Source organism: Lelliottia sp. JS-SCA-14 (genome assembly GCF_035593345.1).
Taxonomy (GTDB): domain Bacteria; phylum Pseudomonadota; class Gammaproteobacteria; order Enterobacterales; family Enterobacteriaceae; genus Enterobacter; species Enterobacter wanjuensis.
This window is the reverse complement of the sequence record NZ_CP141606.1, coordinates 2,002,681-2,026,113: the sequence shown is the minus strand read 5'-3', so window position 1 is coordinate 2,026,113 and position 23,433 is coordinate 2,002,681. Positions and strand designations below refer to the sequence as shown.

Genomic DNA, 23,433 nt, shown 5'->3' with positions numbered 1-23,433 from the left:
GTGCTCTCCTGTATCTATTCTAAGTTAAAAAAGGTTAATAAACGTTTACGACTTATGCGTACGGCAGGCACGCGATGACCAGGCCCAGATCGCCTTTGGAAACCATGGCTTTCGGACGCAGGTGACGTTTACGCTTGGTAGCTTTTTTAGTCAGAATGTGACGCAGGTTTGCGTGCTTGTGCTTAAAACCACCTTTACCGGTTTTTTTGAAGCGCTTAGCAGCACCGCGTACGGTCTTAATTTTTGGCATTTTAATAACTTCCACTTCGCATTGTTAATAAACGAAACATAGGCGAACAAAACCTGCGAAGCCCGTAGGCTCCACAGGAATTGCTACTTGAAGGCCTTACTGTTTCTTCTTAGGAGCGAGCACCATGATCATCTGGCGGCCTTCGATCTTCGATGGGAAGGATTCGACCACTGCCAGTTCACTCAGATCGTCACGGACGCGATTAAGCACTTCCATACCGATCTGCTGGTGAGCCATCTCACGACCGCGGAAACGCAGCGTGATCTTAGCTTTATCACCCTCTTCCAGAAAGCGTACCAGGCTGCGGAGTTTTACCTGGTAATCGCCATCGTCGGTGCCAGGTCGGAATTTAATTTCCTTAACCTGAATAACTTTTTGCTTTTTCTTCTGTTCCTTAGAAGACTTGCTCTTTTCATAGAGGAATTTGCCGTAATCCATGATACGACAAACTGGCGGCTCGGCGTTAGGGCTGATTTCGACCAAGTCTACTCCGGATTCTTCAGCTTTTTCCAGAGCTTCTCTCAGACTCACAATACCAAGCTGCTCGCCTTCCAGACCTGTTAAGCGAACTTCTTGCGCGCGAATTTCGCTGTTGATACGATTCGGGCGCGCCGTTTGAACTCGTTTTCCGCCTTTAATACCTTATTCCTCCAGTTGTTGAAGACTGCGGCTGCGAATCTCTTGTCGCAGCTTCTCAATCACTTCACTCACGTCCAGGCTTCCCAGGTCTTTACCACGGCGGGTGCGAACGGCAACTTTGCCTGCTTCCACCTCTTTATCACCACAGACCAACATGTACGGGACCCGACGTAAAGTGTGCTCGCGGATTTTAAAGCCAATCTTCTCATTTCTCAAGTCCGCTTTTACGCGAATGCCCGCATTTTGTAGTTTCTGCGTCAATTCTTTAACGTAATCGGCCTGAGAATCGGTGATGTTCATGACCACGACCTGCACTGGCGCAAGCCAGGTTGGGAAGAAGCCAGCGAACTCTTCGGTCAGAATGCCGATAAAGCGTTCGATAGACCCAAGAATTGCACGGTGAATCATTACCGGCACCTGACGCTCGTTGTCTTCGCCAACATAAGAGGCGCTTAAACGCTGCGGCAGGGAGAAGTCCAGCTGGACTGTTCCGCACTGCCATGCACGATCGAGGCAGTCATACAGTGTAAATTCAATTTTCGGACCGTAGAATGCGCCTTCACCCACCTGATATTCAAACGGGATGTTGTTCTCTTCCAGCGCAACTGCCAGATCCGCCTCAGCACGATCCCAGGTCTCGTCGCTACCGATACGCTTTTCCGGACGAGTTGAGAGTTTGACGACGATTTTCTCGAAGCCAAAGGTGCTATACATATCGTAGACCATACGAATACAGGCGTTGACTTCATCACGCACCTGGTCTTCAGTACAGAAAATATGCGCATCATCCTGGGTAAAGCCACGAACACGCATCAGACCATGCAGTGCGCCTGATGGCTCATTACGGTGGCAGCTACCAAACTCCGCCATACGCAGCGGCAGGTCACGATAAGATTTCAGACCCTGGTTGAAGATCTGAACGTGGCCCGGGCAGTTCATTGGCTTGATGCAGTATTCACGGTTCTCAGAAGAGGTGGTGAACATCGCATCTTTGTAGTTGTCCCAGTGGCCGGTTTTTTCCCACAGCACACGGTCCATCATGAACGGGCCTTTCACTTCCTGATACTGATACTCTTTCAGCTTGGAGCGCACGAAAGTTTCCAGTTCACGGAAGATAGTCCATCCGTCGTTATGCCAGAACACCATACCTGGTGCCTCTTCCTGCATATGGTACAGGTCGAGCTGCTTACCGATTTTACGGTGGTCGCGTTTCGCGGCCTCTTCCAGACGCTGCAAGTAGGCGCTCAGGGCTTTTTTATCTGCCCAGGCGGTACCATAAATACGCTGCAACATCTTGTTATTGCTGTCGCCACGCCAGTAGGCGCCTGCGGTTTTCATCAGTTTGAAGTGATGACAGAAACGCATGTTCGGCACGTGCGGTCCACGGCACATGTCGACGTATTCTTCGTGATGATACAAGCCAGGCTTGTCATCATGCGCGATGTTCTCATCAAGGATCGAAACTTTATAGTTCTCGCCACGCTTCACGAAGGTTTCACGCGCTTCGTGCCAGCTGACTTTTTTCTTGATGACATCGTAGTTGGTCTCGGCGAGCTCGTGCATACGTTTTTCGAGCGCGTCGATATCTTCCTGGGTCAGGGTATGGTCAAGGTCAACGTCATAGTAGAAACCGTTGTCGATCACCGGGCCGATCGCCATTTTGGTGTTTGGCCACAGCTGTTTGATGGCATGGCCTAACAGGTGCGCACAAGAGTGACGAATGATCTCAAGACCTTCATCGTTCTTGGCGGTAATGATGGACAGCTGCGCATCGTTTTCAATCAGATCGGAGGCGTCAACCAGTTCACCATTGACACGGCCGGCGATGGTGGCTTTTGCGAGTCCAGGACCAATGTCCAGAGCAACATCCATCGGGCTAACGGCGTGGTCGTAATGGCGTTGGCTGCCATCAGGAAGAGTAATTACAGGCATTTTATATCCTTATTTGCAGTGATGCCCCACACATAAGAGCATATACAAAGAAAATAATCGTGTTTTATCAATAGATTGCGACACCATCTGACCAACAATCGTCAAATTGGCTCGCAGTCTGGAACAGCGACGAATCAGACAAAGGCTGATTTACGTTCTGCCCTGCGATGGTAACACTAAAAAAAGGGTGAATGCACCCTCTGCGACCAGATTGATGCCTCTCATACTTTTGCATGAGTTTTTAGGGGTGGCGCTCGCAATCCCATTTTGCTGAGCTAATCTTGAACAGGTCCTGACAACGAAAGGGGCGTTACATGAATGTTTCCAGTCGAACAGTGGTGATCCTGAATATTGTTTCCGCAGCGGCGTTGGTCATGATTCTGGCGGAGAAGTTCCATTGGTTCTGACCCCGAGGGTGCGCGATAGGGCCGTTTTTGATAAACTCATGTTTATCAACTGACGAAGGAACGGTTTATGCCATCAAAACGCTTTGCGCAAAAACACTGGAAAATGGTGGTCGTATTAATCGCTATCTGTGGGGCGATGCTTTTATTACGCTGGGCAGCGATGATCTGGGGCGTGTAGATTGAGTGAGTTATTAATTCACGTCTGTTCAGAATAATTCCGCAGCACATATCAAACGAAAAACCGGTACATCATTATCCGGTTTTTTCACTGGTCATAACCATTTAGCGTAATGCTCAATTAAGACCACTCACCTGCGACCAGTTTATGCACATCAAACGCGTCATTCATTGACTGACCGGTAGACTGGGAGCCCGGCGCGATGTTTGAGCCCGCTTCAACATCAGAAGCACGGGTAATGCCGATTTGGTTGGTGGTATCACTGGCAGGTTGAGTCACTGAATCAGCAGCAAATACACCAAATGACAGTGCAGAAAGCACCATTGCTGCGGCAGCGTTTTTGATTTTATTCATAATGATTCTTCTCTATCTGAATTAATGCAGAACAACTTGAGGCAATGAATTGCCTGTATTGTTAGTGTAGATCTGGATCACACTTTTGCCTAGTCAATTTATTTATCAAATCGTGTCAAATAAACTGAATATTAATGTACAGAGGGAATTATGAAGAAATGATGGAGAAACAGAAAAACAAATAAAATAAAACGCCGTTTAATATTAAATAGCACAGTTTGTGAAAATATAAAAACGGGCCGAGAATATATCGGCCCGCCGGAATTACATTTTATAGCCTAAAGAAACCGTGGTTCTGCGGTCGGTGTGTTCTGGCGCAGAAGCCGGTGGCTCCGAGTTCCAGGTCACGTTGTAAGCGACTTTCAGACCAAAGTGTTCGTTGATCGCCACGTTCAGCGCGGTCTCAGAGTTCAGGGTCGTGTCATCAGCACCAAATACGGAAACACCCTGGGTGAATTTGGCGTTATCGGTGAACTGCCAGGCGTAAGTACCGGACGCGTAACCCAGCGGCTGCGTTTTGGTATCGCCATCGGTGTACTCGTCATAACGCACACCAGGACCGAATTCGAAACGGAAGCTGTGGACCGGACCATTCAGGAACTGACGACCATAACCGGCCGTAAACACGTCACGCTGGCGATAGCCATTGTAGCGGTCAGTTAACCAGCTTGCCTGGCCGAAAAGATAGTCATAATCCGTCATGTTGTAACGGCTACGGCCACCCACTGCATACTTCTCAGAGGAGCGCTCGTCGTTAGATGAGGTGTTGCTGGCGTTACCCCACAGGGACCAGGCAGTGGTATTGCCGTACCAGGTCATGGTGGTGTCTGCGGTCAGGGAAGAGCTTTTGGTGTTACCTGATTGCGCCAGATACCCAGCGTTAAGGTTACCTTCAAACGGTTTCTGCGCAGTGGATGGGTCATCCATGACAGTAAAAACGGTATCGTCAGCGGCTGCGTACATCGAGGCAAACACGCCACCCGCCAGCATCATTGCGGCAGGTACTGTCTTCAAGAGCTTCATTTATAAAGGAGTCCGTACAACAAAAAAAGAGACCATCACGGTCTCGGAAACTTTCTTGAGGATCAATGACAAGGCATCCTTAGAAAGGTAACAAATTATAAAAAGGCTCATATAACATAGCAATGATTTCTTATTTCAATTTTTGAATAAGAACGATCTCAAAACGTTATTTCCTTCATAATAAAAACGCACAAAGCGTCTAAACATTTATATTTAAAATCATACTGTTATTTACTTTCCCTTCTCGTCTTTTGTGCCATGCTTACCGGAGCCCATGCTAAAAGGAGGTCATAATGGTCCGAATTTATACGCTAACGCTCTCCCCTTCCCTCGACAGCGCCACGCTGACACCGCAGATCTATCCCGAAGGTAAACTGCGTTGCACTGCACCGGTGTTCGAACCTGGCGGTGGCGGCATCAACGTCGCGCGCGCCATCACCTATCTTGGCGGAAAAGCCACGGCGATCTTCCCGGCGGGCGGCGCGACCGGTGAACATCTGGTGGCACTGCTGGCGGATGAACAGGTGGCCGTCGATACGGTGGAAGCCAAAGACTGGACGCGCCAGAACCTGCACGTCCACGTCGAATCGAGCGGCGAACAGTACCGCTTTGTGATGCCCGGCGCCATGCTGGATGACAATGAGTTTCGCCAGCTGGAAGAGAAAGTGCTCGCCATCGAAAGCGGCGCCCTGCTGGTCATCAGCGGCAGCCTGCCGCCCGGCGTGAAATGTGAAAAACTTACCCAACTGATTCAGGCGGCGAAGAAGAAAGGCCTGCGCTGTATCGTCGACAGCTCCGGCGAAGCGCTGACCGCCGCGCTGGAGTCCGGCGATCTGGAACTGATTAAACCGAACCAGAAAGAGCTGAGCGCGCTGGTCAACCGCCCGTTAACCCAGCCGGATGACGTGCGCTCTGCCGCGCAGGAGCTGGTGCGCAGCGGCAAAGCGCGTCGCGTGGTGGTGTCTCTGGGACCACAGGGTGCCCTTGGCGTCGACGAAACCGGATCGGTACAGGTCGTTCCGCCGCCAATGAAAAGCCAAAGCACCGTCGGTGCCGGTGACAGTATGGTCGGCGCGATGACCTTAAAACTGGCGCAAGGTGCGTCGCTGCTGGAGATGACGCGCTACGGCGTCGCGGCCGGTAGCGCCGCCACGATTAACCACGGCACGCGCCTGTGCTCTCTCGAAGACACGCAAAAAATCGTCGATTACCTGTCCCAGAATTAAAAACCGCCTCCCCTCAGCGATGGGGGGAATTTCCCGTTAAGTCGCCAAACTGGCGCAATCGACTATGCTAAGAAAACTTTCGCGATAACAAAGAGGTGAAATATGAGCAGTGGTGACATCACCCGCTACGTTGTAACCATCAAAATTCATGAAGACTCGCTGACGGAACTCAACGAGATCACCAATCACCTGACGCGCGGCGGTTTCCTGCTGACCCTGACGGATGACGAAGGCAACGTTCACGATCTGGGGACCAATACGTTTGGCCTGATAAGCCCCCTCGATCGTGACGAAGTGAAAACGCTGGCCAGCGGCCTGGTTGAGAGCGCGACCGGCAAAGAGGCAAATATTGACGTAAAAACCTGGGAAGAGTGGCAAAAAAGAGAACAATAAATGCCCTGCAGTGATCCTGACGGCTCAGGTGTGCGTTAGCTCGTATTATTGAACGGCGTTTTTGCGCTAACTTAATGATCTGGCGGACAACATGGGAGAATCATCATGTGGCAGGCTATCAGTCATCTGTTAAACGAGCAACTGGGCGACGGGGAGATCGAGCTGCGTAACGAGCTGCCGGGTGGTGAAATTCACGCCGCATGGCATGTGCGCTTCGCGGGGCGGGATTTCTTCGTCAAATGTGATGAGCGGGAATTGCTCCCCATCTTCACCGCCGAAGCCGATCAGCTGGAACTGCTGTCGCGCAGCAAAACTGTCTCCGTCCCGCAGGTCTGGGCGGTGGGGAGCGACCGCGACTACAGCTTTCTGGTGATGGACTATCTCCCTGCCCGTCCGCTGGACGCGCACAACGCCTTTCTGTTAGGCCAGCAAATCGCTCGCCTGCATCAGTGGAGCGACCAGCCGCAGTTTGGTCTCGATTTTGATAACGACCTCTCCACCACCCCACAGCCCAACGCCTGGCAGCGCCGCTGGTCGACCTTCTTTGCCGAGCAGCGCATCGGCTGGCAGCTGGAGCTGGCTGCCGAAAAAGGCCTGGAGTTCGGCAATATCGACGCCATTGTCGAGCACGTTCAGCAGCGCCTGGCGTCCCACCAGCCTCAGCCTTCGCTGCTGCATGGCGATCTGTGGTCTGAAAACTGCGCCTTAGGGCCGAACGGGCCTTACATCTTTGATCCTGCCTGCTACTGGGGCGACCGCGAATGCGATCTGGCCATGCTGCCACTGCATCCGGAGCAACCACCGCAAATCTACGACGGATATCAGTCGGTTTCACCGCTGCCGTCGGGGTTCCTCGAACGCCAGCCTATTTACCAGCTTTATACCCTGTTTAACCGGGCGATTCTGTTCGGAGGTGAACATCTGGTGAATGCGCAGCGCGCGCTGGACAGGATTTTAGCGGCGTAAAGGCGAAAACGGGTGGTGCCTGACCACCCGTTTTGCGTTACAGAAAACCGAGCAGTGAGAAGAAGAAATAGCCGCAGACGATGATAATCACAGGCAGGACATACAGCGGGAAAATCTGCAGGAAAATGGTGTGATGTGGCACCACGATACGCGACTCAATCTGCTCGCGGGTTAACCCTTCGGGCCCTTTCGCCTGCTCCAGAATCAGCTGATCTTCCACCCCTTCACGCAGAAAACGGGTCTGGCGACTCATGCGCGCGCCGGAGGCCTGCAGGGCCAGGGCGATGAAAATCAGCGCAAAGATAATCCAGAACACAATGTTCAACTGTTGATGAAAATCGGGCGTGGGCGAGTTGTACCAGAAGATGTTAAGAAACGGCGTATTAAAGCGCATCATCTCGATCATCACATGCGCAAAATCAAGCATAACCGCATTGATCCCTGCCTGTTTTTCGCTGTGCTCGTACATGAATTTCAGCACAGAGATCAGCGTGGAAATCACGGCCGGAATAAAAATCACCCATCCGGCAATGCGTTTTAGCACCGCTATGCGTCCAGCTTGTTGATACGTCATCAGTTCCCCTTCATTAAGACGCTCTCTTTGAGCCTAAGTTTACCTTCTGCTTACGAATTTCGCCCGTTCTTTAGGGGCAATATGGTAAATTGCGGAGTAACTCAGGACTCTCCCTGTGCTGTAAACCTGTGAAAGGAGATATCGTTATGTCGACCCCGCGCCAGATTGTTGCTGCCATTTTCGATATGGATGGATTGTTAATCGATTCCGAACCGCTGTGGGATCGTGCCGAACTGGATGTCATGGCCAGCATTGGAGTGGATATCAGCCGCCGTAGCGAACTCCCGGACACGCTGGGACTGCGCATCGATATGGTTGTTGAGCTGTGGTATGCCCACCAGCCGTGGAATGGCCCGAGCCGCCAGGAAGTGACCGACCGTATTATCAGCCGCGCGATTTCGCTGGTAGAAGAGAACCGCCCGCTGCTGCCGGGTGCTCGCGAAGCCATCGCCCTGTGCAAAGCGCAGGGGCTGAAAGTCGGTCTGGCGTCCGCCTCCCCGCTGCACATGCTGGAAAAAGTGCTGGAGATGTTCGACCTGCGCGACAGCTTTGACGCGCTGGCCTCGGCGGAAAAACTGCCGTACAGCAAGCCGCATCCGCAGGTGTATATGGACTGTGCCGCCAAACTGGGCGTCGATACCCTGGCCTGCGTGGCGCTGGAAGATTCGGTGAACGGTATGATCGCTTCGAAAGCGGCGCGAATGCGCTCCATCGTGGTCCCCGCCGAAGAGGGCCAGCACGATCCGCGCTTTGCCCTGGCGGATGCGAAACTGACGACGCTTGCCGATCTCACCGTAGCCCATCTGCGCGGCTAAGCACTCCCCTTCGGGCAACGCTCCGTTGCCCGAAAACATGACACCTCGTCAATTTTTAAAACATCATTTCATTTTTATTTGTATTTCCGCGAAGCGGCTCCTATTCTTACCTTCAGAACGATAATAACCCTACACTCTGAGGTAAATATGATACTGGATGCCTTTAATCTGGCGGGAAAAGTGGCCATCGTCACCGGCTGCGATACCGGTTTAGGCCAGGGAATGACGCTCGGTCTGGCGCAAGCCGGATGTGACATTGTGGGCGTGAACCGCAGGATCCCCGAAGAGACCGCCGCAAAAGTCAAAGCCCTGGGCCGACGCTTTATGGCGATTCAGGCCGATCTCAGCCAACAGGACGCTCTCGAATCCATTGTGGCCCAAACGGTCGCGGAGATGGGCCGCGTCGATATTCTGGTGAACAACGCCGGAACCATCCGCCGGGAGGATGCCCTGTCTTTCAGTGAAAAGAACTGGGATGACGTCATGAACCTGAACCTCAAATCGGTCTTTTTCCTTTCCCAGGCCGTGGCGCGCCAGTTTATCGCCCAGGGTGACGGCGGCAAAATCATCAACATCGCCTCGATGCTCTCCTTCCAGGGCGGGATCCGCGTGCCTTCTTATACGGCTTCCAAAAGCGGCGTGCTGGGCATCACGCGCCTGCTGGCCAACGAATGGGCCGGGCATCACATCAATGTCAACGCGATTGCGCCGGGGTATATGGCGACCAATAATACTCAGGAGCTGCGGGAGGATGATCAGCGCAGCAAAGAGATTCTGGACCGTATTCCCGCCGCGCGCTGGGGCGTACCGGAAGACCTGCAAGGCCCGGTGGTTTTCCTTGCGTCAAAAGCCTCTGACTATATCAATGGCTACACCCTTGCCGTGGATGGCGGCTGGCTGGCGCGTTAACGCCAGTTTGTGACAAAGAGTTACACCGTAACCTCTTCCGCCTACTGTATAAAAACCCTATACTGTATGAATTGACAGTTTCATGGGTTTTATCATGACGGCGGAAGGCCACCTCCTTTTTTCTATTGCCTGCGCAGTGTTTGCCAAAAACGCTGAGCTAACCCCTGTTCTGGCGCAGGGCGACTGGTGGCATATTGTTCCTTCTGCGGTCCTGACCTGCCTGCTGCCGGATATCGATCATCCGAAGTCATTTCTCGGCCAGCGGCTGAAATGGGTATCAAAGCCTATCGCCCGGGCCTTCGGCCATCGCGGGTTTACCCATAGCCTGCTGGCGGTATTTATTCTGCTGACCCTCTTCTATTTAAAGATCCCCGAAAGCTGGATTGTCCCCGCCGATGCGATTCAGGGGATGGTGCTCGGCTATTTAAGCCACATTCTCGCGGATATGCTCACTCCCGCGGGTGTTCCGCTGCTGTGGCCGTGCCGCTGGCGCTTCCGTTTCCCGATTCTGGCCCCACAAAAAGGCAACCAGCTGGAGCGCGTGTTGTGCATGGCGCTGTTCGCTTATTCGGTCTGGATGCCCCAGACTCTGCCCGAAAATGGTGCAGTTCGCTGGTCGTCGCAGATGATCAATTCCCTGCAATTTCAGTTCAATCGCTTTATTCATCACCAGATTGAACATTAAACAGACTAAATAATCCCATTTGTCATAATCCATTCCATTTGGATATAAGCGCCACATCACACTTCTGCTAACCTTGCGCCAACAGGATCGGAAAATACCGGTCGGTAATAAATCAGGAGAACGGGGATGAATTTTCCACTTATTGCGAACATCGTGGTGTTCGTTGTCTTGCTGTTGCTGCTGGCGCAGACGCGTCATAAGCAGTGGAGCCTGGCGAAAAAGGTACTCGTCGGTCTGGGTATGGGTGTGGTATTTGGTCTTGCGTTGCAGGCGATTTACGGCTCAGATAACCCGGTGCTGAAAGATTCGATTCAGTGGTTCAACGTTGTCGGTAACGGCTACGTGCAACTGCTGCAAATGATTGTCATGCCGCTGGTCTTCGCCTCTATTCTGAGCGCGGTGGCCCGTCTGCATAACGCATCACAGCTGGGTAAAATCAGCTTCCTGACCATCGGCACCCTGCTGTTCACCACGCTGATTTCCGCGCTGGTCGGTGTGCTGGTCACTAACCTGTTTGGCCTGACCGCTGAAGGTCTGGTGCAGGGCACCGCGGAAACCGCGCGTCTGGCCGCCATTCAGACTAACTACGCAGGTAAAGTCGCCGATCTGAGCGTGCCTCAGCTGCTGCTCTCCTTCGTACCGAAAAACCCGTTTGCCGATCTGACGGGCGCGAACCCAACCTCCATTATTAGCGTAGTGATTTTCGCCGCCTTCCTGGGTGTGGCTGCGCTGAAACTGCTGAAAGACGATGCGCCGAAAGGCCAGCGCGTCCTGACCGCCATCGACACCCTGCAGAGCTGGGTAATGAAGCTGGTTCGTCTGGTGATGCAGCTGACCCCATACGGTGTGCTGGCGCTGATGACCAAAGTCGTTGCCGGTTCTAACCTGCAGGACATCATCAAGCTGGGCAGCTTCGTGGTCGCCTCTTACCTGGGTCTGATCATCATGTTTGCCGTCCACGGCATCCTGCTCGGCGTGAACGGCGTGAGCCCGCTGAAGTTCTTCCGTAAAGTGTGGCCGGTGCTGACTTTCGCCTTCACCAGCCGCTCCAGCGCCGCGTCGATTCCGCTGAACGTGGAAGCGCAGACCCGTCGTCTGGGTGTACCAGAGTCAATCGCCAGCTTCTCCGCCTCTTTCGGCGCGACCATTGGTCAGAACGGTTGTGCGGGTCTCTACCCGGCAATGCTGGCAGTGATGGTGGCTCCAACAGTCGGTATCAACCCGCTGGATCCAATGTGGATTGCAACGCTGGTCGGTATCGTGACCGTCAGCTCCGCCGGTGTAGCCGGTGTCGGTGGTGGCGCAACCTTCGCCGCGCTGATCGTGCTGCCTGCGATGGGCCTGCCGGTGACGCTGGTCGCCCTGCTGATCTCCGTTGAGCCGCTGATCGACATGGGTCGTACCGCCCTGAACGTCAACGGTTCCATGACCGCCGGGACGCTCACCAGCCAGTGGCTGAAGCAGACCGACAAAGTGATCCTCGATAGCGAAGAGAACGCCGAACTGGCGCACCGTTAATCGTACAAGCGACAAGAGGCCCTCCATTGAGGGAATGCTGATCAGTTAAGCATCTGAGGTTGTTCCGTTCACCTCATGTTCAGCAGAATATAATCGCGTCACAACCTGTGAACGTGCAAAGGGGGCCACGCGGCCCCCTTTGCAATCCCCGCGCCCCGCCATGAAATCGGTGCTTCGCACTGCGCTCACCTCCCGGCCATCTGCCTGCGGTCGGCTCGACTCGACTTCCTGTCTCGTTTCGCCTCTGGCCGCCATCCATGGCGTCCAGCCCTTGTCATCTGGCCTCCGGTTCGCCGATTTCTGCGGGGACCCACACCGGTGCAACATGCAGACGGCTGAAAAGGTTGAGGGAACGTGAGTCCGGCTGAAAATCGCTGAGGCGTTGACTGGAGGCAGGGGCGACGCACAGGGATGTGCGTCGAGGGCGCGACTTACAGGGATGTTACCTGCGCCCGTCCCCGTCAGCCGGAAGGAATAAGACGAAGGCACCGCGAAGCGGCGATTTTCTTTGCCGGGAGCCGGGGTTGCCAGGGTGGTGGCGATTGAGCCACCCTGGCACGTTCACCGCAGAGAGATGGACCGGAAGCAGAGGAACGAAAGTGAACGGAACGATTCCACTGATGCCATAAAGGTCCTGGGACCAGCATTACCTCCATTGAGGGCCTTTTTTTATGCCATTTTTCCGCTACAAGAAATTCAGCTTAATCGTCGCCAGGGTTTCCACTTTACCTGCGGTGACCTTCCCGGATGTGGCGACATACCGCGCCGACAGCGGAATATCGCCCTGATTGTTGAGGAGTGGAACATCATCCAGCGATATCGGCGAGCCGAACGCCACAGGCGCATTGCGATACAACAGCTGAACGCCAACTCCCGTCGCCTGCTCCGTCCCCTCTTTATTGCGTAACACCCCATTCGCTACCGCATCCGCCGCACCGTAGAGCGTCATTTCGATATGCGCGGGTGCGCCGACGCAGGCAAAGTTGATGGGCAGCGGCGTTGCGGGCAGCGCCGAAGAGGATATCACCGCGCTGCTGTCCACCGCCGCCAGGCTGAACGCCGCGTGAGTGGAGGTGAACCGGCAATATCCGGCTGGTGGCGTCACAGCGAGGGAGTAATCCACGTTGACGATCTGCTGCGTCGCCGAGCGCGAAAACGACAGCAACGACGGGGTCTGGTAGCTAATATTACCCAGCGTCGCGATCGGCCCGGTTTTGACCAGCTCGGTTTTGACAAACACGTTGTCGCTGGTGATATCCGTCGCGCTGTTTAGCGCAATTTGCTCTGATACCGGCAACGTCAGGAGTGACGTGTGATTCCCTTTTTGCCCCACCACCACCGACAGCCGCACGCCGATCCCCGGAACGGACGTAGGATAAACATGGTCTCCCGTCATGGTACCGGTCATGTTGCCTTTGAGGATCAGCTGCTCCTGCGACTGAACCGGCGTGCAGAGGATATCCTGCTTGCGGTGCGCCAGCGTCGAGAGTGACGCCCTTTTGACATACAACGTCTCGCCGACGCTGGCGCTAAGCGGGTCTTTTTGCAGCGCCCCGCTCAGCGCGACGGATACCGTTGCCTGACGTTGCAAATCGCAGGCTGACGCGAGCGCGGGCAGCGCCGCACCGCCTGCGATGAGCAGAAACACCGTGGCTGGAAAAATACGCATTTATTGATCCCCGCAGGCTAATGGCATCATGGTAATCGGCAACTTACCTTTGCTTTTCGGTAACTGATAATGAGCCTTGCACTGATGGTCTTCGGTCATGTCCACGGTGATCTCCCCTTCTTCGGATGCGCCGGTAATAAACAGTTCTCCACGATCGCCCACAAAAAACATCCGATCGCTGCCTTTCAGGTACGCCTGGGAACCAAACGGGATCACATCCCCTTTGTAGTTGAGCGTGAAAAGCACTTTGCGCCCGATATTGACCGGGAAACTGGCCATCACCACCGCATCTTTAGTGGGAATGACCTCTGCCGAAATATTCTCAAACGACATGTTCTGCCCCACGCTGTCAGGATCGATCTGCACCGAGTTTGTTTTATAGGCGGTTAAATCAGGCACGAGGGTATAGCCACGCCAGTCGGTGTAAACGCCGAGATTATTGGTAATACCCACATGATCGGCGCCCGGCGCACTCACCAGGGCGATCGAGCCGTCGGAGTATTGCCCCAGCGTCAAACCGTGCCGATGGAGAACCAGCTGGCCGTTAAGCCCATAAGTGAATTGTTTTTGCTGGTCGTCCTGGTTGTATCCCGCCTGCGCCTCGCCGTAGCGCCCTTTGTAGGTCGCACCGACGTTGGCATTTTTGGTGTCATCGTCATGCTTTTTGACGTTGTAACCGAACTGGGTGTTATAGGTTAGCGCCGGGGAATTCATGATGTTGCCGTTCACGCCGACCGTCTGATTGCTGTTGCCTTTTAAATCATTGGTGATCATCGCCGTCGCATTAGCCGTCGAGGCTGAGTCAAATACCGAGAGCGGTAAGGAGAAGTTGAACAGCAGCTGCTTATCGCGCGTCACCGAGCCATTTTCATCGAGATTTTGATTCAGTCCAAAGGTGACAGAAGCATTGAGTTTCCACAGCGGAGTGTTAAATCCCACCTGATACATTTTCGCGCTTGCGCTGTTCTGGTAATCCGTTTTGTTCATCGACACAAACAGGCTTTGGGTATCGGTGAGCGCCTGATTAAACGACAGCGAGAGCTGCTGTTTTTTAGCCTGCTGAGCATCAGTATCCGCGTAAGTATCGGCAAAGGAGATATAGCGTTTACTGTACTGAGTGAGATCCAGATTGATGTCGCTGCGCGTTTTATTGATATGGTTTTGCCAGACAAAATGCGTGGCGCTGCCTTCGCGGTTTTCATCGTCCGTGGAAAGCGTGGCTTTCTGTTTTGCCACATCCAGCGACATAGCCCCGAGGAACCCTAAATCCAGCCCCAGCCCCAAATCGACGCTTTGATATTCATTGCTGTGCTGCAAACCACTGAGCAAGGTCAGGCTGTACGGCAATCCGTAGGCGAGAACCGCCTGGAAAACGTCAGGTTCGGTGCCGTGGGCTTCTGCTTCCGAGTATTTCCCGGCAGAGAAGGCATATTTTAGTGAGCCTTTACGCTGCAAAATCGGCATCGAGGCAAAAGCCTGGTTGTAGCGCGTCTCCGTCCCGTCCGCCTCTTTCACCGTCACTTCCAGCGAACCGCCGGAGGATACCGGCGCCAGATCGGTAATGGCAAACGGCCCAGGGGCGACGTTGGTCTGGTAGATAATGTTGTTATTTTGCCGGATGGTGACCGTGGCGTTGCTTTTGGCGATCCCGCGGATCACTGGCGCAAAGCCATTAATACTGTCTGGCACCATATCCGTATCTGACGCCACCTGAACGCCCTTAATACGGATGCTGTCAAAAAGATCCCCGGTGGTATAGGCATCGCCCACCACCAGTTCCCCTTTGATACCCGGCAGGGCGCGTTCGATGTAGGTACTGGTGCTGTCCCAGTGTGTCCCGGCATCGCTGCTTTGGGTGAAAGTGGAGAGATTACGCAAACGCCAGGCGCCAAGGTTAATACCGTTTTTCAGGTTCACGAAATTATCAGAACCTTTAGAACTCTCGTCCTGACTTTGCAGCGTTTGCGAGCCCGATGCCTGGTAGCCCACCAGCAACGCCGGAATGCCGTCATCCCAAAGCGCCGCGGGGATTTCATCTTTCAGATGCGCACGCAGCGTACTTTGCGGAAAAGAGAGGGACAATTTCTTGGTTAAAAAATCGAAAGACGATTGCGCCACGGGAACCGCTTCGGTCAACAACGCGCAGGTACGATCGTCTTTTTCAGGATTGAGATGCACATCCGATGCCGAGGGATCGACGCCAATTTTGGCATACATCGTCATGGGCACACAGGGCACCAGCTCGTCATTCTTCAGGCTAAATTGAATATCACCGGTCGCAAATTTTTCGCCGTTAACATCAATATAGACATGATAGGTCCCCTCTTTTTTCTGATTCGCCATCACCGCATTCAGATCGCCAATGGCCGGCGCGCCGTCAACAGGCTGCATCATGCCAGGATCGAAATAGGCTTCCCCATGAGCGGCCGAAACAGAGAGCAAAACGCACAGTGAAACCGCACTACGCGCAAAGCGCGGGGACGTCTTTTTCCGGGTATGGACTGATGGCATACAATAATTACAGCGTTACGCTGTGCTCAGCAGACACCACTGAGTATTCATTAATGGCGCTCCAGGTCACTTTGGTTCCCGCTTTCGCTGCTTTAACCGGATAGGTTTTGCTGCCATGAGGGGCCACCACGGTATTGTTGTCTTCAATGGAGACTTTCACTTCGTCATCATTGATTTTGACTTTATTCATGACGACGTAATAAGGAGAGTCATTTTTTACCGTCACGGTATTATTGGCCTCTTTTTTCCATGACAGCGCGGCAATGGCATCCGTCGCATTGCCTGGCAGATTTTCCGGGCGATAGAAGACTTTAATACGGGTCAGAACGGCGACCATGACTTTGGTTTTGACTTTTTTCTCGCCATCGGTCATTGCCGGAATGGCTTTGACGTCCAGCCAGACCAGACTTTCGCGATCGGTTGGCAGCCCTTCACCGGAATACATCATCTGCACAACGGCTTCGCTTTTATTCGCCATATGGAACAACGGGGGTGAAACAATAAAAGGCAGTTTCGCGTTATGTTCTAATTCGGGATTACCTTTTGCATCAACCCAGGACTGCACCAAATATTCGCGGTCTTCAACATTCTTAACCGTAATATTCACGTCCTGATTTTTGGCGCTATAAAAAAGGCGGTTCGCAGATAACTGGACGGTCGCCTGTGAAGCAAAGCTCAGCCCTGCCAGCGAAATAATGGCAGCAGCAACAATCGGATTTAATTTCATGGTCGTTCCCGGAGATAAAAAAAGGGCTGGCCTGTTAGCCAGCCACTGGAGAGTTAAAAATTAATTACAGGAAATTCACTTTGATGCTGGTGGTGGCACTGATGGTGCCTGCTACAGCCGCCTCTGTAGTCGACTGTACCGGTGCGATGCTCAGAGGGATGTTAACGGCACCGTCACTGTTCACTTCGCGCGGCACTGAGCTGTTGTCGTTCACGGCCAGCAGTTTGTGTTCGTTGGTCGCCATAATCGTGTCCCAGAAACCAATACCCACGCCTTGTGCAGCGCCTGGAGCATCATTTAGCGCCACCAGCTGTACGTTTTCCGCATCAGGCGTTCCCTGAATGGTCACAGAAATCTTTTGGCCCGCCGGGCATTTGGTCACGGCAATCATGTAGGGTTTTGCTGCGCCATTCGCCAGCGGTTTTCCTGACTCGAGGGTCCCGATCTGAGTCATTTCGATATTATCAAAGCTCAGCGTTGCATCCGCTTTAACCTGACAGGAAATTTCATTCAGTACATGACCGGTGATGGTAACGTCCTGAGAAATAGGCTCCTGCGCCGCATTGCTCATGCCTACAACGCCGGAAAAGGCCATTGCCATCGCCATCGCGATAATTTTCTTATTCATAATAAATCCCTTAATATTTTATCTGAGCAATAGCCGTGGTTTAGAGGAAAGTGACTTTGATCTGCGCGGTAGTGGTCACATCACCGGCAGTCACTGCAGCAGAACCATCCGCTTTCGCTAATGCGAAATCCAGATTGGTCATCGTTGGGGAATTAGGAACCAGAATAATAGGGTCCCCGCCAATTTTGACCTGGCTGCCATCTTTCTTATTCCACACACCCACGCCAACGTTGGTTGCCGCATTCGTTGCTGCACTGTTTGCCAGCAGCGTGCTGTCGCCTTCTGCAGAAGCACCCAGAACGCGGAGCTCCACGTTGGTGGTTGGCTGACAATCAGTGAGAGAAACCTGCAGCGTACGGGTGCCAATTTCTGCCGGGGTTTGATCGGAGGTTTTCAGATCGCTAATCAGAGAAGAACCCAGATCCAGCGCAGTTTTGCTCACGATCAGCCCACACGGTGCAGGATTAATGGTGCCTGATACCTGTAAAGACAAAGTGTCAGAATCATCTGCAGCGTTAGCCATTGATGAAACCAGGGCGCTTGCAGCAATTAAAGATGCAAGCGTCATTTTTTTATAAAACATTTTGCTCATATGATTTCCCTTTTATAAGAATAAAAACCAAACCCTATTAACACGATGTTAATAAGATTTGATATTTATATTGTCCTGTCAGAAATAGATTTCCGTTTGTCATGAAATTAATGACAAACAGGCTTTCTGACTTGTGGCGTAGCGTACTGTGGATTGCACATTCGTTCAGCAAGGCGAGCGTCTATTTTTAGACCCCAAAGCTGAGCGCGGCATAAGATGAATCAAAAGGGAGCAGCAGAAGCGGTAAGAAATAATTGTTCAGGAATTAGGAATATAAAGCGGGCGCAGAATTAACATCGCGATTTTAGTGTGCTTCTCAACAGAGCCACAGGCTCTGCGCCCGAAATGTCATGGCTAATCCTGAATATCGTCATCCTGGCGGATTTGCGTTGCCCAGCGCTGGGCCGATTCCGGAACGGTGAAGGTCGGTGAACGGCGGAAATGCTCTCCCATCAGGACAAAGGCCACATATTTGCCACGCAGCTGCCAGACGTCGCGAAAGCCATCCACTTTCAGGGCGTGGTCCGGCGGCGCGGGTTCAACACGAGGCACGTAGCTAATGACACGACGGTTTTGTTGACGAAATGGTTTCATAAGCGACTGGTTCACTAAAACAAATTCTGGAAGCGTAAAACCCCAATCATAGCCGATTCCTGCCCCGTCCGTCGCGCCTTGCATGCGATATGCCCTCCTTTTGCTAAAGCGTCAGCCCGAATACTCTCAGTTTCCCGGCCGCAAAATCACATTGTTCTATAGTTAATGGGGCTTTTCGCCACAACGAACGTATTTCAGCAATGAAGACAGGAGAAGTGAGCAATGTCGAAGCAAAAAGATAAGACCGAAAAACAGCACCAGTCACCGATTCACGGCGACGAAGAATCCAGACCGGGGATGGACTCGCTGGCGCCAGAGGATGGGTCTCATCGCCCCTCACCTTCCCCATCCGCGCCGGGTGAACAACCTACCGCGCCAGGCAGCCTCAAAGCGCCTGATACTGACAACGAAAAACTGCACGCTCTGGAACCGCATCGTAAAGGCGGGGAGAATTTTCCGCTCACGACGAATCAGGGCGTGCGCATCGCCGATGACCAGAACTCCCTGCGCGCGGGGAACCGTGGCCCGACGCTGCTGGAAGATTTTATCCTGCGGGAGAAAATCACCCACTTTGACCACGAACGCATTCCGGAACGCATCGTCCACGCTCGCGGCTCTGCCGCCCACGGCTATTTCCAGCCGTATAAAGATTTAAGCGATCTGACCAAAGCCAACTTCCTCTCGGACCCGGATAAAGTGACCCCGGTCTTTGTGCGCTTCTCCACGGTTCAGGGCGGCGCGGGCTCGGCGGATACGGTGCGTGATATTCGCGGTTTCGCCACCAAGTTCTACACGGAAGAAGGCATTTTTGACCTTGTCGGCAACAATACGCCAGTGTTCTTCATTCAGGACGCGCACAAATTCCCTGACTTTGTCCATGCGGTAAAGCCGGAGCCACACTGGGCTATTCCGCAGGGACAAAGCGCGCACGACACCTTTTGGGACTATGTTTCGCTCCAGCCGGAAACCCTGCATAACGTCATCTGGGCGATGTCCGACCGCGGGATCCCGCGCAGCTATCGCACCATGGAAGGCTTCGGTATTCACACCTTCCGCCTGATCAACGCCGACGGCAAAGCGACGTTCGTGCGTTTCCACTGGAAACCGGTGGCCGGTAAAGCCTCCCTGGTGTGGGACGAAGCGCAAAAGCTGACCGGGCGCGACCCCGATTTCCACCGCCGCGAGCTGTGGCAATCCATCGAAGCGGGCGATTTCCCGGAATACGAGCTGGGGTTCCAGCTGATTCCTGAGGAGGATGAATTCAAGTTTGATTTCGATCTGCTCGACCCGACCAAACTGATCCCGGAAGAGCTGGTCCCGGTGCAACTGGTGGGCAAAATGGTGCTCAACCGTAACCCGGATAACTTCTTTGCTGAAAACGAGCAGGTGGCGTTCCACCCGGGGCACATCGTTCCGGGGCTGGATTTCACCAACGATCCGCTGCTGCAGGGTCGCCTGTTCTCGTACACGGATACGCAAATCAGCCGTCTCGGCGGGCCGAATTTCCACGAGATCCCGATCAACCGTCCAACCTGCCCGTACCATAACTTCCAGCGCGACGGGATGCATCGTCAGGATATCGACACCAACCCGGCCAACTATGAACCGAACTCGATCAACGATAACTGGCCGCGCGAAACCCCGCCAGCGGCGAAACGCGGCGGTTTCGAGTCGTATCAGGAGCGCGTGGAAGGCACCAAAATCCGCGAGCGCAGCCCGTCGTTTGGCGAATACTATGCCCACCCTCGCCTGTTCTGGCAAAGCCAGACGCCGGTTGAGCAGGAGCACATCATCGGCAGCTTCAGCTTTGAGTTAGGCAAAGTGGTGCGGACCTATATCCGTGAGCGAGTGGTCGATCAGCTGGCGCATATCGACATTCAGTTAGCCCAGGCTGTCGCGGATAATTTAGGCATTACCCTCACCGACGAGCAGCGTAACACCGCCCCGCCGAAAGAGGTTAACGGCCTGAAAAAAGATGCGTCCCTGAGCCTGTATGCCGTGCCGGGCGGATCGATAAAAGGGCGCGTTGTGGCGGTACTGCTCAACGACAACACTGCCGCAAAAGATGTGCTGGCGATCCTGAAAGCGCTAAAAGCCAAAGGCGTGCATGCCCAGCTGCTCTACAAGCGTATGGGGGAAGTGAAAGCGGACGACGGTTCCGCGCTGCCGATTGCCGGGACCTTTGCCGGGTCGCCGTCCCTTACCGTCGATGCGGTGATTGTGCCGGGCGGGGATATTCAGAGCCTGCTCGACAATGGCGATGCGGCTTACTACCTGCTGGAAGCCTACAAACACCTGAAACCTGTGGCACTGGCGGGCGATGCGCGTCAGTTTAAAACTCTGCTGAAAGTGGCGGATAAAGGCGAAGAAGGGATTGTGGAGGGTGATAAAGCCGCTGGTCCGTTTATGGATCAGCTGTTCGAGCTGCTGGCGGCGCACCGGGTGTGGTCGCGCAGTAGTAAAATCGCTCAGATCCCGGCGTAAAAAACGCCGGATGCGCTTCGCTTATCCGGCCTACAAGGTCAATGCAAAACGGCAACCCGAAGGTTGCCGTTTTTGATGTTTTCTCCCTCTCCCGTGGGAGAGGGTTGGGGTGAGGGCATCAAACCGCACGAACCCCGTAGGCCGGGTAAGCGCAAGCGCCACCCGGCAATGTTTACAGATCGCTAAACGTCCCCAAACGATACCCACGCTCCGCAATCGCATACTTCAGCGACGGCGACGTCAGCACGTCCAGTTCCGCCAGGCGCGGCCAGCAATAGGCGCTTTTTCGCACCGTATTGTCGACAAACGCCGGGTGGGCCATCACTTCCAGCGACCGTTCTCCGCGTGCCGCAGAAGCGTCCAGCTCCTGCAACAGCAGCGCTTCGCTGATCTCATCTCCGTAGAAATCGCTGCTGAACCCGTCGGTGGTCGGCGCAGCGCTCAGAGTGAGACCGTGCAAAGCTTGCACCTGACGATCCACACGCATCGCCACACCTTTACGCGCCGCAAATTCAGCCACCAGCGGGAAAATCGCCGGGATCATATGCACGTGGTGATGGCTGTCGAGGTGCGTCGGTTCACGGCCAAAGAGATCGACAAAGCGGTTAAACTGGCAGTCCAACTCGCGCGCAATTTCGTCGAGCGGCAGCGCACCCTGCTCTGCCATCTCCCAGATCCATTTTCCCAGCTGCCCGTCACGCGTCAGTTCCGGCATCGGGGAAAGCGGCATGCCGAGCGTCAGCACAAAGTGCATCCCGACGCCGAGCTTCGGCAGGTCGCGGCTTAGCGCCGCGGCATGCTCCACCGCCTCGCCGTTCACCAGCGCGGTGGTCGAGGTGACCACCCCGTGGCGACAGGCTTCGACAATGCCGTAGTTTTGCCCTTTCGACAGGCCAAAGTCATCGGCATTGATGATCAACAGATTTTCCATCTCTGTTCCTCTTAGCGTTGTTTGAGCTTCTCAGCCGTGGCCGCAAAGTTTGGCAGCCATTTCTCATGGGCGAGGATCATTTCGCGCGCCAGCGATTCCGCGTCGCGATCCGAATGCACCAGCGGGCTGAGGTTCAGCGCCAGCAGCACGTCGTTGAACTCACCGCTCAGGGCCGCATGGCTGGCAGCAATTTCGAAGCCTTTGATGGTGTGGATCAGGCCCATCACTTTGTCATCGAAATGGGTGATGCGGGAGTGCGGCTTCGCCCCGTCGCGCCCCAGGATACAGGTCATTTCAACGGCCCAGTCAGCCGGAATGTTATCGACATGTCCGTGATGCGGCACGTTCACATAGTGTTCGGCCTGTTTGTCGTTGTAGATCGCGTTGATGACTTCGCAAGCCGCATCGGAGTAGTACGCCCCGCCGCGCTGCTCCAGCTCTTTCGGTTTAACGTTGAGGTTCGGATCTTTGTACAAATCAAAGAGCTGTTTCTCAACCTTCTGCACCACCTGCGCACGCGCGCCGCCCTTATAGTACTCGCCCATTTCGATGGCGAGCATCTCTTTCTGCTTGAAGTAGTAGAGCAGATAGGAGCATGGCAGCAGGTTCAGGGAGCGAATCAGCCCTTCGCTGAACGGCAGGTCGAAGATGTTTTTCACGGAACCGGCGGTCAGGCGCCCAGAAGCGACGCCGTCCAGCAGTTCGGCAAAACGGGATTCGCCGTTGACGATCACATCTTTGATAAACACCATGTGGTTCAGGCCGAACAGATCGATGGAGAGATCGTCGCTGTCGGTCAACTTCAGCACATCGCGGATGAACATTTTCATGCCGATCGGAATGTTGCACACGCCGATGAAGCGTTTGAAACCGGTGTGGCGATAAACCGCTTCCGTCACCATCCCGGCCGGGTTGGTGAAGTTGATCACCCACGCCTGCGGGCAGACCTCTTGCACGTCTTTGACGATGTCAAAAATCACCGGAATGGTACGCAGGCCTTTAAACAGACCGCCCGCACCGTTGGTCTCCTGGCCCAGATAGCCGTGGCTCAGGGGGATGCGTTCGTCCAGTTCACGCGCTTTTAGCTGGCCGACGCGCAGCTGGGTAGTGACGAAGTCGGCGTCTTTCAGCGCTTCGCGACGATCCAGGGTTTTGTATACGGTTAACGGGACACCGGCTTTCTGCACCATGCGCTGGCAGAGTTCGAAAATAATATCGAGTTTCTCCTGCCCTTCTTCGACGTCCACCAGCCATAATTCGCTGACCGGCAGTTCATGATAACGTTTCAGAAAACCTTCGAGCAGTTCCGGGGTATAGCTGCTGCCGCCGCCGATTGTCACGACTTTCAATTTCTTTTGCATAATATCTCCCTTAGCGTATCAGGTTAACCGCCTGCAAAGTATAGCGAGGCATTCCCGCTAATTTGGG

The 23,433-nt window shown here is 54.0% G+C and carries 24 protein-coding genes; 10 read left to right on the top strand and 14 right to left on the bottom strand.

Annotated features, from left to right (window positions below; all coding sequences use genetic code 11):
* Positions 1-52 precede the first annotated feature (52 nt).
* From rpmI to thrS, 3 genes are all read right to left on the bottom strand, one after another.
* Entirely contained in the window at positions 53-250 is a 198-nt protein-coding gene (rpmI, locus tag U9O48_RS09545; RefSeq protein WP_001124225.1) for a 50S ribosomal protein L35, read from the bottom strand.
* Positions 251-346: 96 nt separating this feature from the next.
* Positions 347-889 (bottom strand): translation initiation factor IF-3, encoded by a 543-nt coding sequence (gene infC / locus U9O48_RS09540; protein ID WP_071818735.1) that lies wholly within the window; start codon positions 887-889, stop codon positions 347-349.
* Between the two features lie 3 nt (positions 890-892).
* Positions 893-2,821: a threonine--tRNA ligase gene (gene thrS, locus U9O48_RS09535; protein ID WP_100780477.1), complete on the bottom strand. Its 1,929-nt coding sequence runs from the start codon at positions 2,819-2,821 to the stop codon at positions 893-895.
* 314 nt (positions 2,822-3,135) lie between these two features.
* On the opposite strand from thrS, the gene yncL reads away from it, so the two are divergent.
* On the top strand, positions 3,136-3,228 hold the full coding sequence (yncL, locus tag U9O48_RS09530) for a stress response membrane protein YncL (RefSeq protein WP_282491994.1): 93 nt from the start codon (positions 3,136-3,138) through the stop codon (positions 3,226-3,228).
* A gap of 67 nt (positions 3,229-3,295) precedes the next feature.
* Entirely contained in the window at positions 3,296-3,406 is a 111-nt protein-coding gene (yniD, locus tag U9O48_RS09525; RefSeq protein WP_282491995.1) for a small membrane protein YniD, read from the top strand.
* Positions 3,407-3,526: 120 nt separating this feature from the next.
* Here yniD and U9O48_RS09520 read toward each other — a convergent pair whose 3' ends face one another.
* Together U9O48_RS09520 and U9O48_RS09515 are read right to left on the bottom strand one after the other, a co-directional pair.
* The gene (locus tag U9O48_RS09520) at positions 3,527-3,760 is read right to left on the bottom strand and encodes a hypothetical protein (RefSeq protein WP_100780480.1); all 234 of its coding nucleotides are present in this window, start codon (positions 3,758-3,760) and stop codon (positions 3,527-3,529) included.
* 264 nt (positions 3,761-4,024) lie between these two features.
* Positions 4,025-4,783 (bottom strand): DUF481 domain-containing protein, encoded by a 759-nt coding sequence (locus U9O48_RS09515; protein WP_282491996.1) that lies wholly within the window; start codon positions 4,781-4,783, stop codon positions 4,025-4,027.
* Positions 4,784-5,076: 293 nt separating this feature from the next.
* Between U9O48_RS09515 and pfkB the strand changes: the two genes are divergently transcribed.
* The 3 genes from pfkB (at position 5,077) to U9O48_RS09500 (ending at position 7,368) form a co-directional block, all read left to right on the top strand.
* Positions 5,077-6,009, top strand: coding sequence for a 6-phosphofructokinase II (gene pfkB, locus U9O48_RS09510; RefSeq protein ID WP_285150707.1), 933 nt, complete (start codon positions 5,077-5,079; stop codon positions 6,007-6,009).
* 102 nt (positions 6,010-6,111) lie between these two features.
* Positions 6,112-6,402 carry a type V toxin-antitoxin system endoribonuclease antitoxin GhoS gene (gene ghoS, locus U9O48_RS09505; RefSeq protein WP_282491998.1) on the top strand — a complete coding sequence of 97 codons (291 nt, stop codon included), beginning with the start codon at positions 6,112-6,114 and terminating at the stop codon, positions 6,400-6,402.
* 105 nt (positions 6,403-6,507) lie between these two features.
* Complete coding sequence (locus U9O48_RS09500; RefSeq protein WP_285150708.1) at positions 6,508-7,368, top strand: fructosamine kinase family protein; 861 nt, start codon at positions 6,508-6,510, stop codon at positions 7,366-7,368.
* A gap of 37 nt (positions 7,369-7,405) precedes the next feature.
* On the opposite strand, the gene U9O48_RS09495 is transcribed toward U9O48_RS09500, so the two are convergent.
* Positions 7,406-7,942 (bottom strand): YniB family protein, encoded by a 537-nt coding sequence (locus tag U9O48_RS09495; protein WP_282492000.1) that lies wholly within the window; start codon positions 7,940-7,942, stop codon positions 7,406-7,408.
* A 146-nt stretch (positions 7,943-8,088) separates the two neighbouring features.
* Between U9O48_RS09495 and hxpB the strand changes: the two genes are divergently transcribed.
* The 4 genes from hxpB to U9O48_RS09475 all read left to right on the top strand — a co-directional run bounded on the left by hxpB (position 8,089) and on the right by U9O48_RS09475 (position 11,869).
* Positions 8,089-8,757: a hexitol phosphatase HxpB gene (gene hxpB, locus U9O48_RS09490; protein WP_285150709.1), complete on the top strand. Its 669-nt coding sequence runs from the start codon at positions 8,089-8,091 to the stop codon at positions 8,755-8,757.
* Between the two features lie 147 nt (positions 8,758-8,904).
* Complete coding sequence (gene kduD, locus U9O48_RS09485; protein ID WP_285150710.1) at positions 8,905-9,666, top strand: 2-dehydro-3-deoxy-D-gluconate 5-dehydrogenase KduD; 762 nt, start codon at positions 8,905-8,907, stop codon at positions 9,664-9,666.
* 94 nt (positions 9,667-9,760) lie between these two features.
* The gene (locus U9O48_RS09480) at positions 9,761-10,351 is read left to right on the top strand and encodes a metal-dependent hydrolase (protein ID WP_282492003.1); all 591 of its coding nucleotides are present in this window, start codon (positions 9,761-9,763) and stop codon (positions 10,349-10,351) included.
* A gap of 126 nt (positions 10,352-10,477) precedes the next feature.
* Positions 10,478-11,869: an L-cystine transporter gene (locus tag U9O48_RS09475; RefSeq protein ID WP_285144758.1), complete on the top strand. Its 1,392-nt coding sequence runs from the start codon at positions 10,478-10,480 to the stop codon at positions 11,867-11,869.
* A 685-nt stretch (positions 11,870-12,554) separates the two neighbouring features.
* Here U9O48_RS09475 and U9O48_RS09470 read toward each other — a convergent pair.
* The 6 genes from U9O48_RS09470 to cedA all read right to left on the bottom strand — a co-directional run bounded on the left by U9O48_RS09470 (position 12,555) and on the right by cedA (position 18,605).
* Positions 12,555-13,538, bottom strand: coding sequence for a fimbrial protein (locus U9O48_RS09470; RefSeq protein ID WP_324724175.1), 984 nt, complete (start codon positions 13,536-13,538; stop codon positions 12,555-12,557).
* Positions 13,539-15,932, bottom strand: a complete 2,394-nt coding sequence (locus U9O48_RS09465) for a fimbria/pilus outer membrane usher protein (RefSeq protein WP_324724174.1) — start codon at positions 15,930-15,932, stop codon at positions 13,539-13,541. It abuts the gene before it with no gap.
* 124 nt (positions 15,933-16,056) lie between these two features.
* The gene (locus tag U9O48_RS09460; protein WP_324724172.1) at positions 16,057-16,776 is read right to left on the bottom strand and encodes a molecular chaperone; all 720 of its coding nucleotides are present in this window, start codon (positions 16,774-16,776) and stop codon (positions 16,057-16,059) included.
* Positions 16,777-16,840: 64 nt separating this feature from the next.
* Positions 16,841-17,404, bottom strand: a complete 564-nt coding sequence (locus U9O48_RS09455) for a fimbrial protein (protein ID WP_324724171.1) — start codon at positions 17,402-17,404, stop codon at positions 16,841-16,843.
* 40 nt (positions 17,405-17,444) lie between these two features.
* The gene (locus U9O48_RS09450) at positions 17,445-17,927 is read right to left on the bottom strand and encodes a fimbrial protein (protein ID WP_282495010.1); all 483 of its coding nucleotides are present in this window, start codon (positions 17,925-17,927) and stop codon (positions 17,445-17,447) included.
* Positions 17,928-18,350: 423 nt separating this feature from the next.
* Positions 18,351-18,605, bottom strand: coding sequence for a cell division activator CedA (cedA, locus tag U9O48_RS09445; protein ID WP_282495021.1), 255 nt, complete (start codon positions 18,603-18,605; stop codon positions 18,351-18,353).
* Positions 18,606-18,812: 207 nt separating this feature from the next.
* On the opposite strand from cedA, the gene katE reads away from it, so the two are divergent.
* Complete coding sequence (katE, locus tag U9O48_RS09440) at positions 18,813-21,074, top strand: catalase HPII (RefSeq protein ID WP_324724170.1); 2,262 nt, start codon at positions 18,813-18,815, stop codon at positions 21,072-21,074.
* A 172-nt stretch (positions 21,075-21,246) separates the two neighbouring features.
* Here katE and chbG read toward each other — a convergent pair whose 3' ends face one another.
* Both chbG and U9O48_RS09430 read right to left on the bottom strand, forming a co-directional pair.
* A complete protein-coding gene (gene chbG, locus U9O48_RS09435; RefSeq protein ID WP_285150717.1) occupies positions 21,247-22,005 on the bottom strand; it encodes a chitin disaccharide deacetylase in 759 nt (252 codons plus the stop codon).
* 11 nt (positions 22,006-22,016) lie between these two features.
* Complete coding sequence (locus tag U9O48_RS09430) at positions 22,017-23,366, bottom strand: 6-phospho-beta-glucosidase (RefSeq protein ID WP_282495007.1); 1,350 nt, start codon at positions 23,364-23,366, stop codon at positions 22,017-22,019.
* Positions 23,367-23,433 lie beyond the last annotated feature (67 nt).

Coding starts and splice junctions, on each gene's coding strand:
- U9O48_RS09515 (WP_282491996.1), bottom strand. CDS start 4,783: ATGAAGCTCTTGAAGACAGTACCTGCCGCAATGATGCTGGCGGGTGGC.
- thrS (WP_100780477.1), bottom strand. CDS start 2,821: ATGCCTGTAATTACTCTTCCTGATGGCAGCCAACGCCATTACGACCAC.
- U9O48_RS09495 (WP_282492000.1), bottom strand. CDS start 7,942: ATGACGTATCAACAAGCTGGACGCATAGCGGTGCTAAAACGCATTGCC.
- ghoS (WP_282491998.1), top strand. CDS start 6,112: ATGAGCAGTGGTGACATCACCCGCTACGTTGTAACCATCAAAATTCAT.
- rpmI (WP_001124225.1), bottom strand. CDS start 250: ATGCCAAAAATTAAGACCGTACGCGGTGCTGCTAAGCGCTTCAAAAAA.
- U9O48_RS09465 (WP_324724174.1), bottom strand. CDS start 15,932: ATGATGCAGCCTGTTGACGGCGCGCCGGCCATTGGCGATCTGAATGCG.
- chbG (WP_285150717.1), bottom strand. CDS start 22,005: ATGGAAAATCTGTTGATCATCAATGCCGATGACTTTGGCCTGTCGAAA.
- yncL (WP_282491994.1), top strand. CDS start 3,136: ATGAATGTTTCCAGTCGAACAGTGGTGATCCTGAATATTGTTTCCGCA.
- U9O48_RS09480 (WP_282492003.1), top strand. CDS start 9,761: ATGACGGCGGAAGGCCACCTCCTTTTTTCTATTGCCTGCGCAGTGTTT.
- katE (WP_324724170.1), top strand. CDS start 18,813: ATGTCGAAGCAAAAAGATAAGACCGAAAAACAGCACCAGTCACCGATT.
- kduD (WP_285150710.1), top strand. CDS start 8,905: ATGATACTGGATGCCTTTAATCTGGCGGGAAAAGTGGCCATCGTCACC.
- U9O48_RS09520 (WP_100780480.1), bottom strand. CDS start 3,760: ATGAATAAAATCAAAAACGCTGCCGCAGCAATGGTGCTTTCTGCACTG.
- U9O48_RS09500 (WP_285150708.1), top strand. CDS start 6,508: ATGTGGCAGGCTATCAGTCATCTGTTAAACGAGCAACTGGGCGACGGG.
- U9O48_RS09455 (WP_324724171.1), bottom strand. CDS start 17,404: ATGAATAAGAAAATTATCGCGATGGCGATGGCAATGGCCTTTTCCGGC.
- U9O48_RS09470 (WP_324724175.1), bottom strand. CDS start 13,538: ATGCGTATTTTTCCAGCCACGGTGTTTCTGCTCATCGCAGGCGGTGCG.
- hxpB (WP_285150709.1), top strand. CDS start 8,089: ATGTCGACCCCGCGCCAGATTGTTGCTGCCATTTTCGATATGGATGGA.
- pfkB (WP_285150707.1), top strand. CDS start 5,077: ATGGTCCGAATTTATACGCTAACGCTCTCCCCTTCCCTCGACAGCGCC.
- U9O48_RS09450 (WP_282495010.1), bottom strand. CDS start 17,927: ATGGCTAACGCTGCAGATGATTCTGACACTTTGTCTTTACAGGTATCA.
- yniD (WP_282491995.1), top strand. CDS start 3,296: ATGCCATCAAAACGCTTTGCGCAAAAACACTGGAAAATGGTGGTCGTA.
- U9O48_RS09475 (WP_285144758.1), top strand. CDS start 10,478: ATGAATTTTCCACTTATTGCGAACATCGTGGTGTTCGTTGTCTTGCTG.
- U9O48_RS09430 (WP_282495007.1), bottom strand. CDS start 23,366: ATGCAAAAGAAATTGAAAGTCGTGACAATCGGCGGCGGCAGCAGCTAT.
- U9O48_RS09460 (WP_324724172.1), bottom strand. CDS start 16,776: ATGAAATTAAATCCGATTGTTGCTGCTGCCATTATTTCGCTGGCAGGG.